We start from the raw sequence: 14,805 nt of genomic DNA, 5'->3' as shown, positions 1-14,805 counted from the left end.
GACAGGAGGAGACTAGCTGCCCTTACGCAGCACGTAGACCCGCATCCGCGCACAACCCGGCAGGAAGTCTTGATGGCTGAGCAAGCGGAAACCCGCCTGCCTGAACTCCGCCTCAAGCTCGGCCTTGCTCGCCTGTGGCTGGGACTGTGCACCGTTCACACCCGATTGGCGCAGTTTGAAATGCGCATCAACCCGCACCGCCACAATCACGGTGTCGCGACTGACCCGATGGAACTCGCCCAGCAGGGCCAACCGATGCTCAGGACTGGTGATGTGTTGAAACAGTTGCATGCAAAAAATGCAGTCCACCGCGTTCGCCGACAAACCGATGGTGAAGGCTGAACTCTGAAAGGTCTTGATCCGCTCCAGCAGGTGCTGCGGATGGTGGGTGCGGGCATGATCGAGCATGTCCTGAGACGGATCGCTCGCAAGAATCACCCGATTCGCATGTTCGGCCAGAATCGACCAGAAGCGCCCTACACCGCAGGCAACATCAAGAATCAATCCCGGTTCGCCAGCGACCTGAAGCGCATTACGCACCAGTTGCTCGTCGCGCCAGAACGTCAAACGCCCCGCCAGCCCACGCGGTCGCGACTGAAGGCAGACGCGGGCATGTTCCTGATCGTAGCGCCGGGCGAACTCCAGTTCGATGGCGGATGGGGGCAGCGCGGACATGTGCAAGGGCTCTTGTTGGACGTTTCAGACGCCGCAGGTTAGCGGTCGCTACGTGAAAAAAAGGTCAGTTCACTCATTCTTTGGCCAGCACACCGTCGATCACTGCACCGCGGCATCCGGCAAACATGTCCAGTTGCGGGTCGTAGACCTTGCTGTTGACTTCCAGCAGGCCGAGCATGGAATGGAACAGGTTGTCCTGGCTCAAGGGCTTTTCACGACTCAGTTGCAGGCAATGGGTGTCCACCGAGAACGATTTTTGATAGCTGTCGGAGAACCACGCCAGCATCGCTACATGCTTCTGTTGTTCCGGCGCCAGCATGTAAGGCGTGCCATGAAGGAACAGGTTGTATTCGCCCAGCGATTCGCCGTGGTCCGACAGATAAAGCATGGCGGTATCGACTTTGTCCTGATTACTGCGCAACAGATCGATCAGGGTCGACAGCACGTGGTCGGTGTACACCAACGTGTTGTCGTAGCCATTGACGATACTTTCGCGGCTGCAATTGTTCAGTGCATTGCTTTCACACACTGGGGTGAAGTGTTCGTACTCTTTGGGGTAGCGCTTGAAATACTCCGGACCGTGACTGCCCATTTGGTGCAGTACCAACACGGTGTCTTTATCCAGGGTGTCGATGAAGTGCTGCAAACCTTGCAGGAGAATTTCATCGCGGCACTCGCTATTGGCACACAACGCCGGGTCTTTCAGGTTACTCACGTCGTCGACAGTGACCCGATCGCAGGTGCCTTTGCAGCCCGACTGGTTATCGCGCCAGATCACCTCGAGACCGGCGTGCTTGAGCACATCCAGCAGACCTTCCTCGTTCTTCGCCTTGCTGGCGTTGTAATCCTTGCGGCCCATGTTGGAGAACATGCAGGGCACCGACACGGCCGTTTCCGTACCGCAAGAATGCACATCGGTGAAGGCAATCAGGCCGGCCTCTTTATCCAGTTTGGGTGTGGTGTCGCGGTTATAACCCAGGATGCCGAAGTTCTCGGCCCGGGCACTTTCGCCCACCACCAGTACCGTCAGGGATTTACGGCCGTGGGCTTGCCAGGCAGGATTTCTCTGGGCATCTTCACCGAGTTTGATAAAGGGTTGCCGGGCTGAAACCACTTGCTCACGCAAATAACCGACCGAGGCACCGATGTAGTTGCTTGGCACCACCATCAGGCGCAACTCATGGTGGTTGCGAAACAACGACGACAGGCCTTGATAGTTGACCAGGGCGACACCACCGATCACCGCAACCGATGCGACACTCACCAACACTTTACTTAATAACTCACGGTGCCAGCGACGGTAATTGACGGGGATCTGCCACAACAACCACGACGGCAATATTCCGAGAAGCGCAATATAAACAAACAACTTCACGGACAGTAAGTCGCGCACTTCCGTGGCATTGGTTTCTGCGAAGTTACGCAACATACCGGCGTCGATCAGCACACCATATTGGCTCATGAAATACGCCACGCCGGCACTGACCAAAAAGATCAGCGTCAACAGCGGTTTCATCACCGGCCGGAATGCCAGCAAGGTCAGCACAATGTTGAAGACCGCCAGGATCATCACCCCGAATGCGACACGCATGGCGATGCCTTGACCGTCTGCTGCGGTGATATCGAAGAGGTGTTGCCAGAGAACTGAATTGAACCCAGCCAATAAAAAGGCACTGGCAATCAACGTCACCCATTCGGGGCGCACGGCTTTGAACTTCAACATGACGATTGGCTGTTCCTGAAAGAAGTGCCCGCGGCAAATGTGAAAATTTCATTTACCGCGACAACACAAATTTTAAGCAGCCAACCATCAATTTTTCGTGAAAAAGAAGCCAACGATTAGTTGGCTCATGGCATAAGGCTCAAACTTTCAATAATGCAGATTCGTTTCAGGCCTGATGCAGATACCAGCGCCAATCCTGCTCACCGACTTCACCCATGAACTGCCGGTACTCGGCACGTTTCACCGCCAGATACACGCCAAGAAACTCACTGCCGAAGGCCTCACGCGCCCAGTTCGAAGCTTCCAATGCTCGCAACGTGGTCAACCAGTCGGTCGGCAACAACTCCGTGGCCTGGGCGTATCCATTGCCCTCGACCGGAGCCCCTGGGTCCATCTGCTCACGGATGCCGCGATGAATGCCGGCCAGGATCGCCGCAGCCGCCAGGTACGGGTTGGCGTCGGCACCACAGATGCGGTGCTCGATATGCCGGGAGAATGCCGGCCCGCCGGGCACCCGCAAACTCACGGTGCGGTTGTCCACGCCCCAGGTGGCCGCCAATGGTGCGTAGCTGTTGGTCTGGAAACGACGGTACGAGTTGGCGTTCGGACAGAACAGCAGCAACGAATCGAGCAACGTGCTGAGCATTCCGCCGACCGCTTGTTTAAGCAGCGGCGTGCCGTCCGGGGCTTCGCTGGCGAACAGGTTATTGCCGTCCTTGTCCGCCAGGCTGACGTGCATGTGCATGCCAGTGCCGGCCAGATCATCGAAAGGCTTGGCCATGAAACAGGCCGCCATCCCATGTTTGTGGGCCACGCCCTTGACCAGCCGTTTGTAGCGCACCGCTTCATCCATCGCCTGCAACGCATCGGTGCGGTGTTCGAGGGTGATTTCCACCTGCCCCGGCGCGTATTCGGAAATCGCCGTGCGCGCTGGAATACCCTGCAGTTTGCAGGCGCTATAGAGATCGGCCAGAAACGGCTCGATTTGCTCCAGTTCACGTAAGCCATAGACCTGCGTGGCGCGTGGTCGCCCGCCATCAACATCCCGCGCCGGCTGCGGCCGACCGTTGCTGTCGCGCTGCTGATCCAGCAAATAGAACTCCAGCTCCGCCGCCATCACCGGGTAATAACCGTCGGCCTGCAAGCCTTCGATGACCTTGGCCAGCAGGTGCCGTGGGTCGGCGATGGTCGCGGGCATGCCCTCTTTTGGATGCATGCTGACCTGCACCGCCGCCGTAGGAATCAATCGCCACGGCATACGCTGCAAACTGCCGCTGATCGGGTAGGCGCGGCAATCGATATCACCGACGTCCCAGACCAGCCCGGAATTTTCCACGTCATCGCCATTGATGGTCAGGCCCAGAATGGTACTCGGCAGCGGCCGCCCGCTTTCGTACACCGCCAGCAATTCATCGCGATGCAGCAACTTGCCCCGTGGCACACCGTTGTTGTCGAGGATGAACAGCTCGAACATCTCGATATCTGGATGATGTTCCAGGAAGGACAGGGCTTCTTCTTTCGTGGCGAAGGATGTCGTGGCACAGCTCATGGGAATTCTCGTCTATCCGCGTCAGGCAAACGCACAGGCGCCGCCGGTTTGATCCCGGCGCACAGCGCGGGACCTGTCAGAACAATCAACGGGACATGCAGGAATCCGGCGGGCGGGCGTGGCGACAGTGCCACAGTGCCCAGAAGGCCAGTTCAGAAGGGAGTGCAGACAGGCTTGGCGCGCTGGCAGGTCTGTATAGACGACGTGGTTGAAGGCTTGAAGCGGCACCAGACGCCCCCTCGTGTTTGATGCCGATCAGCCGGACGTCCATGGAAAAGACCGCAGTAAACAGATGCAAAGCAGCGTCACACGGGCGGATAAGCCGTTAAATCCAGACTTGATGAACCTTGGTTGTAGATTGGCTAAACATTCCTCCCGGCAACCAACCTAATTTCTCGATAGTGCCAGCGACTTTTCAGTTTGCCCCTGCAGGCTTGGAGCGGCCTAATCACAACCTTGTATATTTGGGGTTCCGTTATGGAAAACGTTCGTACTACAAGCTCCTATGCCGGATGGCTGATGGTCAGCGTGGTATTGGTGGCACTGAACCTGAGGCCTTCGATGGCCGCTGTCGGGCCGTTGTTGTCGGCCATTCGCGGGGATGTTCCATTAAGTTTCAGTACCGCATCGCTGCTGACCATGCTGCCTGTAATGGCGATGGGCCTGGCGATGTTCCTGGGAATGCGCATTGCGCAACGGGTTGGCGAACACCGCACCATCATCCTGTCCTTGTTGATCATCGGTGTGGCCACCGTCTCTCGGCTGTACCTGGACAGCACCCTTGAGTTGATCCTGAGCGCGGTATTGGCCGGGCTGGGGATCGCCCTCATTCAGGCGGTGATGCCGGCGCTGATCAAGTCACGCTTCAGCGACAACGTTTCGCTGTTCATGGGTTTGTATGTCACCTCGATCATGGGCGGAGCGGCGATTGCAGCATCGTTCTCGCCTTTCGTCCTGGCGCAAACCGGTAGTTGGCGGATGGGGCTGGCAATCTGGGCGCTACTGACGCTGGTTGCCCTGGCCTTCTGGCTTGCCCAGCGCTCGGCAATCGCGCCATTGCCGGCGGCGCCGATGGGGCGCCAGGAGTCCTTCGTCAGTAACTCACGGGCCTGGTTGCTGGCGATTTTCTTCGGTTTGGGCACGGCCTCCTACACCTGTGTACTGGCCTGGCTAGCCCCGTATTACGTGGAAAAAGGCTGGAGTGAACAGAATGCCGGCTTATTGCTGGGGTTTCTCACGGCCATGGAAGTTGTGTCCGGACTGATAACACCCGCGATTGCCAACCGCAGCCAGGACAAGCGTCTGGTATTGGTCGTTCTGCTGGCCTTGATCATGGCCGGCTTCTGCGGCCTGATCCTCAGCCCGGAACGCTTTAGCCTGCTATGGCCGTGCCTGTTGGGCCTGGGCATTGGCGGTCTGTTCCCGATGAGCCTGATCGTGTCCCTTGATCACCTGGATAACCCGCGTCGTGCCGGCGGCCTGACGGCCTTTGTGCAAGGCATCGGTTACCTGATCGCGGGCCTCTCGCCGCTGATTGCCGGGATGATTCGCGACCAATTGGGTAGCTTCGAATGGGCCTGGTGGTCACTCACAGCGGTGATGGCGATGATGATTGTAATGGTGCTGCGCTTCAACCCAAGGCAATACGCGCAGCATATCCAATAGTCTTCCAAGGTCCTGCTTTTCGTAGGAGGTCCGATCAAACGCAGGGAAAGGAACTCATGAAACAAGTCGGTTTTGCAGAAGCTCACTGGGGCATGCTGATCTGGGCGATGCTGATCGCATCGTCTTTCTTTGCGGCGGCAGAGGTCAGCCAATCGATAGATCCAATACTGTTGACCGGGCTGCGTTTGTTTTTTTCAGCCTTGATGTTCTTGCCACTGCTGTTATTGAAAAACACATCACCGATATCGGCCAGAGGCTTGCTGGCGCATGCAGTTCTTGGGCTGCTGCTGGCAACGTATTTTGGTTCGCTGTTTGAAGCGCTGCGCTATACCACTGCGGTCAATACCGCGACGCTGTACACGCTGGTGCCGCTGATGACGTTGTTCTTTGAGGTAGTCCTGCTGCCGAGTAGGAGTCTGAAGACCCGATTGTTGCCGATGTCGATTGCGGCAATCGGCGCCCTGCTGCTGACGCTCAAAGGGGCGGCTCCGGGCAAACTGCCCGCGTTGTACCCAGTACTGGTCTTCGGCGTCGGCTGCCTGGCGATGGCGCTTTACTCGCCTCTGAGCCAGCGATTCAAGGCCAAGAGTTTGAAGGGACGTGACCCGGTGGCGATGACCTTCTGGAACATGCTTTTCGGTTCGCTGTTTCTGTTTGTGTTCTGTCTGTTTAACGGCGGCTGGCGCAGCGGCGCGCAGTTGTCGTCGAGCGATATGTTCTGGCTTGTATACCTGGCGCTGTTTGGCACCCTCGGGACATTCTGGCTGCTGCATCGGGCAATCGGGGTGATTTCACCGTCAACGGTGGTTTCCTACGTCTACCTGAACACCTTGTTTGTCACATTGTTTCACTGGTTCTGGCTCAGACAGCAACCGGTGCTGATAGAAGTCACCGGTGCCGTGCTGGTGGGTATCGGCATGCTGGCATTGGTGATCACCAGCCGTAACGCCAAAACCGTTACGGCTTGAGATCCTTCAGAGAGTGACTGCGTCCAACGGGGCCACCGGACTCCAGCGCTCCAGTTCGCGTTCAAGGAAATTGGCCACGGCCAGCAGCCGCTCTTCCTGCCAGTGCGGGCCGACTATCTGGATGCCGATCGGCATCCCGCTGACAGGATCATGCCCGGCGCGAATGACCACCGCCGGTGAACCGGAGAGGCTGAACGGAAACACAAAGGAATAGCGATCACGATCCTGCAAAGACTCGCCATGGGCGAACGCCACGTCTGGGAATACCGGGCAAATGAACAGATCGTGCTGATTGAAAAACTTCGCCAGGTGATAGCGAAACGTATCGATCAGAATCCAGTCGCTCTTCATTTCATCCACGCTCAATTCGACCTCTTCGCTCAAGCGAATCAACTCTGTGGTGGCGGGCGTACAGGTCTGTTTGTCCATGGACTGGAACAGACGCTTCCAGCCACGCCCGGCATCCGCGCCCGTGATGAAAATGCGCCAGAGTACGTCGCAGGCCTCGTCGAGCATCTGCGGAGCCGTCGGTGTAACCTGCGCCACCACACTGCTCAGGCAACTCTCGACCCGTTGCAGAACCTGCTTCACCGCCGGGCTCACCCGGGTTCTGGTGGACTCCCAGGACAGTGCGACACGCAATTGGGCCAGCGGCTGGCTGTCGGCGAACGGCACATCGACGGTGTCCGGATCGTGACCGTCAGCGCCGCTGATCAGTTGTCCGAGTAACGCCAGATCGTCGACATAACGCCCCATCACGCCAAACGCCGACGTCAGATGAAACAGCCCGGAGCGATCATAGGGAAACTGGCCGGTCAACGGCACGCGCCCCTGAGTCAGTTTCATGCCGCAGATACCGTTGAAATGCGCAGGAATCCGCACACTGCCGCAAGCATCCGAAGCCAGCCCGGCCGGCGAGCAACCGGCCGCGATGGCCGCCGCTTCCCCGCCACTGCTGCCACCGGCCGAACGCTGCCCGTCATAGGGATTGAGCGTGCGGCCGTACAGCAGATTGTCGGTTTCAAACGCCATGCACAACTCGGGAACATTGGTGATCCCAAGGATGATCGCACCCGCCTGGCGAAGCCGGGCAACGACCGTGGCATCCTCCTGACTGGCCTCGCCCAGCAACTCCTTCAGGCCTCGCGACATTCGGAAGCCGCGCACATGGCAGACGTCCTTGATGGTCATGGGGATGCCGTGTAAAGGGCCACGGATCTTTCCGATGCGGGCCATATCATCGGCCTCCCGGGCCTGTCGACGCAGTTCGTCGACAGACTCCAGTTGAATCAGGGCGTTGATCTGCGGATTGCGTTCATCGATACGCTGCAGGTAGAACTCCAGCAAGTTGAGACTGGTCAGCACACCGCGGCGCAGCAGACCGGCCATTTCGCGCAGGGTCAGAGTATCGGGATTGAACATACTCAGCGCTTCCCTTTGCTGCGCAGTAGCTTGTTGGGGATGTGGTACATGTTTCTGACCACCAGCGAAAACGCCTTGACCGCCAGCTTCGGACGCTGGGCGATCGCCTCAAGGGCTTCCTCGGTCATCGTCAGGACATGCCGAAGCGCTTCGGGTGTGATGTTCAGCGGCGGGTAAAACCGCAGAACCGGGTGCGCGGCTTTTTCATTCATGGAATGCCCGGCATGCACGCCACGCTTGCCCAACTCCATGCTCATCAGCGCTTCGTAGACCGAACCGCGCAAGCGCAGGCCGGTCATCAGGCCGACACCGGGCACATCCTCGACAATCTGCGGATAACGCTGAGCCAGCCGTTGCAGGCCATGGCGCAGTAAACCGCCATTGATCCGTGATTGCTCGACCAGGTTGTGCTGCTCGATGTAATCGATAGCGGCCAGCGCCGAGGCGCACGCCACCGGATGCCCGCCATTGGTCCGCTGATCAGGCTCGATCTCGCTCAGCGGGTATTGCGTGGTCAGTCGCCAGCTGTACATGGCGCAGGCAAACGAGGTGTAACCGCCCGTCAGGCCTTTAGAGAGAATCATGATGTCCGGCACGATGTCGTCATACTGCACGGCGAACCACTTGCCACAGCGACCGAAACCGGTCTGGATTTCGTCGGCCACCAGCAAGGTCTCAGTGGCATCGCACAGGGCGCGGATGTTCGCCATGTAACCCACAGGCGGAACCTGTAAGTGGGCGCCCCCCAGAATCGGCTCGACGTACACCGCACGCACACCCTCGCCTACCGCTCTCTGCAAAGCGGCGAAGTCACCGTACGGCACATAAGTCACTTCCGAGGCCGCGGTGCCGTAGCTGCGATGGTGCTGTTTCTGCCCAAGAATGCTCATCGCCGCCAGCGTCTTACCGTGATAGGAATCACTCATTACCACGATTCCACGCCGGTGCGGCTTCACCTTGAGCACATAACGCATGCTCTGTTCGATGGCTTCGGCACCCGAGACCATAAACTGCACATCCCCCCAATTCCCCGGTACCAGATTCCGAAGGCGCTCGGACAATGCGCCTTGCAGCGGATGCACCCGCCCCTCCGGAATCCAGGCCATCTGGTTCAACTGGGTCTGCACCTGTTCACGCACCATCGGATTACGATGGCCGACGATGAACACCCCATAGCTGCATGCGCAATCGATAAAGCGCTTGCCGGCATGGTCGGTGACATAGATGCCATCGGCGTCCTTTTCGACGCTGGTTTTACCCAGACGATAGAGCTTGGCCGCCGAGGCACTCCAATGCTGCTGGCAATCATCCAGCAGTTGTTCATGCGATAGGGTTAAGGACATGGCTTAAAGTCTCCTTGAGGATCCGGGATGCGCGCTGGATGTGTTCGGCTCGTGCGGTGATCGGGCAACGCAGAATCAACTCGCGGCCACGGGGAGCACTGACATAAATGCCACGCTGATAAAGCTCCTCGCACAATTCGGCGGGTTTGAGGTCGGCTGGCAGCGGTAGGCTGACCCAGGCACCGCAGGCGACAGCGCCGAATGAGGCGAGCGCTTGCGCCAGTATCTGGCCGTTATTGAGGCATTCCCTGGGCAAGTCGTGTGCCTGCACGTAATTCAGTGCTGCCATTGCGGCCACGCAGGCCATCGGATTGCCGGCCGTGGTGCTGCCATGTTTCGCCGGGCTGCTGCGACCATAGACTTGATAGGCCATCTGCTCGCTGCAGGTATAGGTGCCGACAGGAATCGCACTGCCGCCCAGTGGGCCGCCCAACACCACAATGTCCGGGGTATTGCGATAACGCTGAAAACCAAACAGCGTGCCCAGGCTCCCCAGACAACTCTGCACGTCGACCGCGATGACCGGCACCGACGCATTGGCTGCCGCGACATACAAGTGATCGAGTAGCACCTGCTCTATCAGGCGCAAGCGACCGTCTCCATCAATCACGGTGCTGGTGTGGCAAACCGCGAAGCAATCGTTCCAGTCCACTTTATCCAGGTCGCGGACATGCCTGATCGCCACGAGCTCGAAGCCCAGGAAACGCTGCATCTGCAGATAGTTTTGCGGCGTGCTCAGGCAACGTCCGTAACTCAGCGAGCCATAGTCACCGCCCTGGACAACAACAATGGTGTTGCCCTTGGGCTTGAGGCCTTTGCACAGTTTCAAGGCGCCTTCGAATGCTTCATCGCCGGAGCTGCACACATAGGAGCTGACCAGCGGCTGCGGTAGCAGCTCGGCCAAGCGCCGGCACAAAGCGATCAGTGGGTCGGACATCAGCACTCGATTCGACAGCCCCATGCTTTGCGCCTGAAGGCTGACCGCGTCGATTACCGCCGGCACCTGAAAGCCAAACCCGCCGGCCAGATCGATTATCTGGCGACCGTCACCGTCGATATACGTCTCGTACTGGCCTGAAATGATCTGATTGTTATTGGTGTTCATGAATAGGTCTCAGCGGTAGCTCAGGGCGTTGAAGATACGGCGGCGCTCGTCAACGATGGCCTCACGACCATGCATTACCCGACGGTTGTCGATCATCACCAAGTCATGGTCACACCAGCCGACCGGGTAGGTGTATTGCGCGGAAACCTCGGCAATTTCGTGCAGGAATTCGCCGGGAATGGGCAGCCCGGACGATGTATCGATCACTGGCACTTCATAGTTGAAGGACGGCCCGAGAATACTGTTGGCAAACGCCGGACGCTGGCTGAATTCGGAGACCAGAATCGCCGGGGTACTGAAGGCGTAATGAATCGAATCATCAAACGGATCGAAGGAGATCTGTGTCTGCGGATCGTCGCCGATGATCTGCATCAGATCTTCGATCCTGACCGCCGCCGGGTCCGAGAGCGCCGGCGAATAATGGCAAACCAGCCGACGCCATTTGTCGCCGGCAACGGTGCGGCTGTAGCGAATCGGGTTGTCCTCGAAAAATGTGCGGCAGGCGGATGACAGCTTCGCCAGTACTTTCTCACCGTCGCACAAGGTGGTTTGCGAACCGGTGCGCGGCGCTTCCTGGCAATAGAACCAGGTGATGTCCGGCCAGAACGGTGAGTTACCATTTTCGCAATGCAGACCGATCGCCTGGCGGCCCGCATCCACCAACTGCGCGGCTCCACCGACCATGACGCGAGCCGGGTCGAGGCTCAGTCGCGAGCTGTTCTGCTTCACATAGGCGCTGAAATCCTCGGGGTTGTGGATGCAGTTACGTAACAGGACGACGCCGTAATGCCCCAGCAAGTCGTACAGCTCGGCCTTGCCCAGGCTTGCAAAATGGCGCGGCTCAATAATGGATACATCGGGGCTTTCACAATGATAGGCAGGCGTGTTCATCAGATGCATTCCCTTGCAGATTGGCGAAAACAGTAGCGATATCGGCGCGTTTTGGACGGCCGGTGACGGTGTAGAGTTGCTCGAGCAATGGATCGTCCTTGGTCAGCAACCACAGGCGGCTCGGTCGCTCGATATCGGAAAAGCGCCGGGCTGACCAGCTGGCCAGGTCATCGCGATCCGGTACCGACTCAACACACAACAGCGCCACCAACCCATGGGTTTCATCGAAAAACACAGCAGCATCGCGCACACCGGGATATTCGCGGTATTCCAGCTCGACCTGTTCCGGGCTGACGTTGCGGCCATTGGGCAGGCAGATCACATTTTTCTTGCGGCCGCGAACATAGAGAAAGCCATCAGCATCCAGCTCCCCCAGATCCCCGGTGTCCATCCAGCCATCGTCGGACATCGAACAAGCGCTCGGATCTTTGCCCGAGTAGCCGCTGAACAACGAACTGCTCTTGACCTCAATGGTCTGATCGACGCCGATGCGCACCTGAACATGCGGCAACGGCCTGCCCACACTGCCCAGACGTTGGTGCTGCAAGGTATTCATACTGACGACCGAGGCGTTCTCGGAGAGCCCGTAACCCTGGAACACCGCAATACCATCCTCGGCGAGGGCATGCAGGATATCGATGCTGACGGCCGCGCCGCCGCACGTGATATGCACCCCCGAATGCAGGTAACGTGACAGGCGCTCACCCTGCACGCCGCCTTCGGTCAATAGCTCGTGAAAGCGATTGAGCATCACCGGCGGTACCGTCAAGGCCGTCGGTTCGACCCGCAGGATCCACTCGATCAAACGCTGCGGTGACGTTCCCGGCTCACCTAGCAGCGCCTCGCCTTCAGGCAGGAAATGCACGATCCCACCGGCCAGCAGCGGTAAATACGCGGCGGTCACTTGTTCCAGCAGCAGGCTCAATGGCACCAGTGACAGATAGCTGCGATGGGCATCGACCGGCATCCACTGGCGCAGGGAAGTCAACACTGCCCCCACCGCCGCCGTGCTCAGGCGCACGCCTTTGGGCCGGCTGGTAGTCCCTGAGGTGTGAATGATTTTGCAGATCCATGCGCTATCGCCGTCCGGTTCTCGCAACAACGGCTGCTCCAGGGCAGGTTCGTCGATACGTCTGAGGCGGCTGTCGGGAAAATCCAGCCTCCACCGCTCAGCCAGTGTTCGCTCACCTGCGGCATCCACCAGAAACCCGTCACAACGCTCGGCAAGGTGCTCGGCCTGGGACTGACTGAACGCCAGCGGCAAAGGCAATGCGGTAATTCCGGCAAACAGGCAAGCCAGATCGGCAATCAACCAGTCACTGCTGTTACGCGTCGCAATCCCCAGCACAACGTGATCGCCATGAGCCGCCGTGTCGAAACGCCGCTGCAGTTCTGCCGCCAGATTCAGCGCCCGGGACTCCAGCTCGCCATAGGTCATGACAGCGGCGTGTTCCAGGCCGGTCGGAGCACAATCGATAGCGCAGACCTTCTGACGATTGATCTGTAATGCCAGCCGCAGGTCCGCAATGAAACGACCGCTCATGACTGCGCCCTCGTCGGCAAATTGTTCGGCAACTGGGTGAACAAAGTACCGAGGGTCATAGCGGCGAATCGCGAACGTTTCGGGTCCACGCGGATAAAACCGGTGACAGGTAATTTCGAGTAGTAGGTACCCCAGTTCTTGCCACCATCGTCGGCCAGACGCTGAGGGTCGGCCGTGAGTAGTGGTTCGAAATCGATCTGGCAGCTTTCCATCATTTTCCGGACCCGGGGCGTAACGGTGCAGAGCAAATATTGAGCCCCCATGCACCAGGCCAACAACGGAACCATGTTGACCATGATCATTCCGGCCGTCAGATGATGAGAAATCAAACTGCCTATTTCAGCAATAACTGACCGATCAATCATCTTTTCAAAACGCTGGGACAGAATCGTTTCTATCGGTTGCGACAGGTATTGCTCCGAGAAAAGTGTGCGGTCATCCGCAAAAGTTATACCGGCGCAAGAAAGAATCCGTTCCTCACTGTCCTGGGTGACCGCAAAATACTGCGGGCTCGGTTCTACGGATGCCTTATAAGAGCTGCGGAACTTTTCTTTCACAACTTCAGTCGCCTGCATCCATAACGGCGTTTGGCTTTCCGTGACTCGTACCAACACTTCGCCCTCCTATCCCTGCTCAGGGTTCTCTCTAAAGTGGAACGAGAATATATTGAGGAAATTTCCGACAGACTATTTAAAAAACCAATTGCTTCCACTAATATATAAATAAACAACCTTGTCACAAAACACGACGTAACGTGACACACATGGATTTTCACCGAGATGGACCTTTATGCTTAATAGCAATCTGCTAAGAAAACTGGATATGCAAGACCTTATGGTTTTCGTGGCTGTGTATGAACAAAGAAGCGTCACCGAGGTCTCCGAAACCCTTTGCGTCAGCCAGTCCACGGTGAGTTACTGCTTGAAAAAACTGCGTACGAGTTTCGACGACGAGCTCTTCATCAATACCCGCAATGGCATGTGGCCAACACACAAAGCCGCCACGATGTACAGCCATGTTCTCAAGATCCTGAAGAGCATAAACATATGCCACTCCGGACTACACTCATTCGACCCAGCGCAAAAAGAGATCACTTTTAATATTTGCGCACCTGAATACTTTGAACTTCTTATACTTCCAAACTTATTGAAACGCTTTATCGGCAGTAGTTTTCCGGTCATTGTAAATATCCAGAAATTCCACAGAGACATCCCTAACGATGAACTTATGGATGGCCGTTTCGATCTGGTAATTTGTTTCGGCCCCAATTTCCATTGCAGTGCTAAAAACTTGAAATCACAAGTACTGCTGGAAGATGACCTGGTCTGCGTCGTCGATAAAGACTTTGCGCCTCCAGAGGGCGAGTTCAGCCTGGACACCTTTGTCGCACGCCAGCATATCTTCCCGACTCCATGGACTTCAGACACCAACATGGTGGATGGCTGGCTCAGCAAATGGGACTACACCCGCCAAATTGTCGCACGAGCTAATAGTTACGTTGCTGCACTCAACATGATCCCCGGAACCGATTTTGTTCTCACTCTGCCTCGGCGCATCCAGATGCTGATCAGTAATGAAGCCAGGTTCAGCCATTGCAAACCACCGACGGGTTTACCAAACTTCACACTGGACATGTTGTGGAACGAGAAGCCAGGTCAAGACAGCGCCAATAACTGGTTTCGCGAACAAATTGTCAGTGTGTGCGCGCAAGACGGATTGCTGTAATAAGACTTCACTTTACTGACCGACCGCAGCCAAGTGTCTGGGCGTAACTTCAGCGCTTGGCCGGTGGGATATTCAGCGCCTGGCACTCGATACAGATCACCTTCAAGCAGTCCGCGCTGATCCAGAAAATCCCGGAAAGCCCCCCCTTCAGGCCAGCGATTGAATGTGTAGGTCGTGTTACCTACACGCTGTGTCC

The 14,805-nt window shown here is 57.5% G+C and carries 12 protein-coding genes; 3 read left to right on the top strand and 9 right to left on the bottom strand.

Annotated elements, in window-relative coordinates:
• Positions 1-12 precede the first annotated feature (12 nt).
• The 3 genes from PMI18_RS19465 to PMI18_RS19475 all read right to left on the bottom strand — a co-directional run bounded on the left by PMI18_RS19465 (position 13) and on the right by PMI18_RS19475 (position 3,947).
• Complete coding sequence (locus tag PMI18_RS19465; protein WP_007898692.1) at positions 13-675, bottom strand: class I SAM-dependent methyltransferase; 663 nt, start codon at positions 673-675, stop codon at positions 13-15.
• A gap of 73 nt (positions 676-748) precedes the next feature.
• Positions 749-2,398, bottom strand: coding sequence for a phosphoethanolamine transferase (locus tag PMI18_RS19470; protein WP_007898691.1), 1,650 nt, complete (start codon positions 2,396-2,398; stop codon positions 749-751).
• Between the two features lie 166 nt (positions 2,399-2,564).
• Complete coding sequence (locus PMI18_RS19475) at positions 2,565-3,947, bottom strand: glutamine synthetase family protein (protein ID WP_007898690.1); 1,383 nt, start codon at positions 3,945-3,947, stop codon at positions 2,565-2,567.
• A gap of 477 nt (positions 3,948-4,424) precedes the next feature.
• Between PMI18_RS19475 and PMI18_RS19480 the strand changes: the two genes are divergently transcribed.
• Together PMI18_RS19480 and PMI18_RS19485 are read left to right on the top strand one after the other, a co-directional pair.
• Positions 4,425-5,612, top strand: a complete 1,188-nt coding sequence (locus PMI18_RS19480) for a cyanate transporter (RefSeq protein WP_033036223.1) — start codon at positions 4,425-4,427, stop codon at positions 5,610-5,612.
• 56 nt (positions 5,613-5,668) lie between these two features.
• Entirely contained in the window at positions 5,669-6,580 is a 912-nt protein-coding gene (locus tag PMI18_RS19485) for a DMT family transporter (protein ID WP_007898684.1), read from the top strand.
• 6 nt (positions 6,581-6,586) lie between these two features.
• Here PMI18_RS19485 and PMI18_RS19490 read toward each other — a convergent pair whose 3' ends face one another.
• The 6 genes from PMI18_RS19490 to PMI18_RS19515 are packed head-to-tail and all read right to left on the bottom strand — an operon-like array spanning position 6,587 to position 13,498.
• Positions 6,587-8,002 (bottom strand): amidase, encoded by a 1,416-nt coding sequence (locus PMI18_RS19490; protein ID WP_007898683.1) that lies wholly within the window; start codon positions 8,000-8,002, stop codon positions 6,587-6,589.
• Positions 8,003-8,004: 2 nt separating this feature from the next.
• Positions 8,005-9,345: an aspartate aminotransferase family protein gene (locus PMI18_RS19495; RefSeq protein ID WP_007898682.1), complete on the bottom strand. Its 1,341-nt coding sequence runs from the start codon at positions 9,343-9,345 to the stop codon at positions 8,005-8,007.
• Complete coding sequence (locus PMI18_RS19500) at positions 9,323-10,450, bottom strand: aminotransferase class III-fold pyridoxal phosphate-dependent enzyme (protein WP_007898681.1); 1,128 nt, start codon at positions 10,448-10,450, stop codon at positions 9,323-9,325. Before PMI18_RS19500 ends, PMI18_RS19495 begins: the two co-directional genes overlap by 23 nt.
• Before the next feature lie 9 nt (positions 10,451-10,459).
• Positions 10,460-11,341 carry a TauD/TfdA family dioxygenase gene (locus PMI18_RS19505; RefSeq protein ID WP_007898680.1) on the bottom strand — a complete coding sequence of 294 codons (882 nt, stop codon included), beginning with the start codon at positions 11,339-11,341 and terminating at the stop codon, positions 10,460-10,462.
• On the bottom strand, positions 11,316-12,884 hold the full coding sequence (locus PMI18_RS19510; protein WP_007898679.1) for an AMP-binding protein: 1,569 nt from the start codon (positions 12,882-12,884) through the stop codon (positions 11,316-11,318). Before PMI18_RS19510 ends, PMI18_RS19505 begins: the two co-directional genes overlap by 26 nt.
• Positions 12,881-13,498, bottom strand: a complete 618-nt coding sequence (locus PMI18_RS19515) for a thermostable hemolysin (RefSeq protein WP_007898678.1) — start codon at positions 13,496-13,498, stop codon at positions 12,881-12,883. Before PMI18_RS19515 ends, PMI18_RS19510 begins: the two co-directional genes overlap by 4 nt.
• A 175-nt stretch (positions 13,499-13,673) precedes the next feature.
• On the opposite strand from PMI18_RS19515, the gene PMI18_RS19520 reads away from it, so the two are divergent.
• Entirely contained in the window at positions 13,674-14,609 is a 936-nt protein-coding gene (locus tag PMI18_RS19520; RefSeq protein ID WP_007898677.1) for a LysR family transcriptional regulator, read from the top strand.
• Positions 14,610-14,805: the final 196 nt, after the last annotated feature.

It is taken from the genome of Pseudomonas sp. GM102 (assembly GCF_000282555.1).
In the GTDB taxonomy this organism is placed as follows: Bacteria; Pseudomonadota; Gammaproteobacteria; order Pseudomonadales; family Pseudomonadaceae; genus Aquipseudomonas.
Note: the sequence above shows the minus strand (reverse complement) of the source record. Positions and strands in the feature narration are given on the sequence as shown.

Excerpts from the sequence above, each read along its gene's own strand:
- PMI18_RS19475 (WP_007898690.1), bottom strand. The coding sequence starts at position 3,947 with ATGAGCTGTGCCACGACATCCTTCGCCACGAAAGAAGAAGCCCTGTCC.
- PMI18_RS19480 (WP_033036223.1), top strand. The coding sequence starts at position 4,425 with ATGGAAAACGTTCGTACTACAAGCTCCTATGCCGGATGGCTGATGGTC.
- PMI18_RS19505 (WP_007898680.1), bottom strand. The coding sequence starts at position 11,341 with ATGAACACGCCTGCCTATCATTGTGAAAGCCCCGATGTATCCATTATT.
- PMI18_RS19485 (WP_007898684.1), top strand. The coding sequence starts at position 5,669 with ATGAAACAAGTCGGTTTTGCAGAAGCTCACTGGGGCATGCTGATCTGG.
- PMI18_RS19495 (WP_007898682.1), bottom strand. The coding sequence starts at position 9,345 with ATGTCCTTAACCCTATCGCATGAACAACTGCTGGATGATTGCCAGCAG.
- PMI18_RS19510 (WP_007898679.1), bottom strand. The coding sequence starts at position 12,884 with ATGAGCGGTCGTTTCATTGCGGACCTGCGGCTGGCATTACAGATCAAT.
- PMI18_RS19470 (WP_007898691.1), bottom strand. The coding sequence starts at position 2,398 with ATGTTGAAGTTCAAAGCCGTGCGCCCCGAATGGGTGACGTTGATTGCC.
- PMI18_RS19500 (WP_007898681.1), bottom strand. The coding sequence starts at position 10,450 with ATGAACACCAATAACAATCAGATCATTTCAGGCCAGTACGAGACGTAT.
- PMI18_RS19490 (WP_007898683.1), bottom strand. The coding sequence starts at position 8,002 with ATGTTCAATCCCGATACTCTGACCCTGCGCGAAATGGCCGGTCTGCTG.
- PMI18_RS19465 (WP_007898692.1), bottom strand. The coding sequence starts at position 675 with ATGTCCGCGCTGCCCCCATCCGCCATCGAACTGGAGTTCGCCCGGCGC.
- PMI18_RS19520 (WP_007898677.1), top strand. The coding sequence starts at position 13,674 with ATGCTTAATAGCAATCTGCTAAGAAAACTGGATATGCAAGACCTTATG.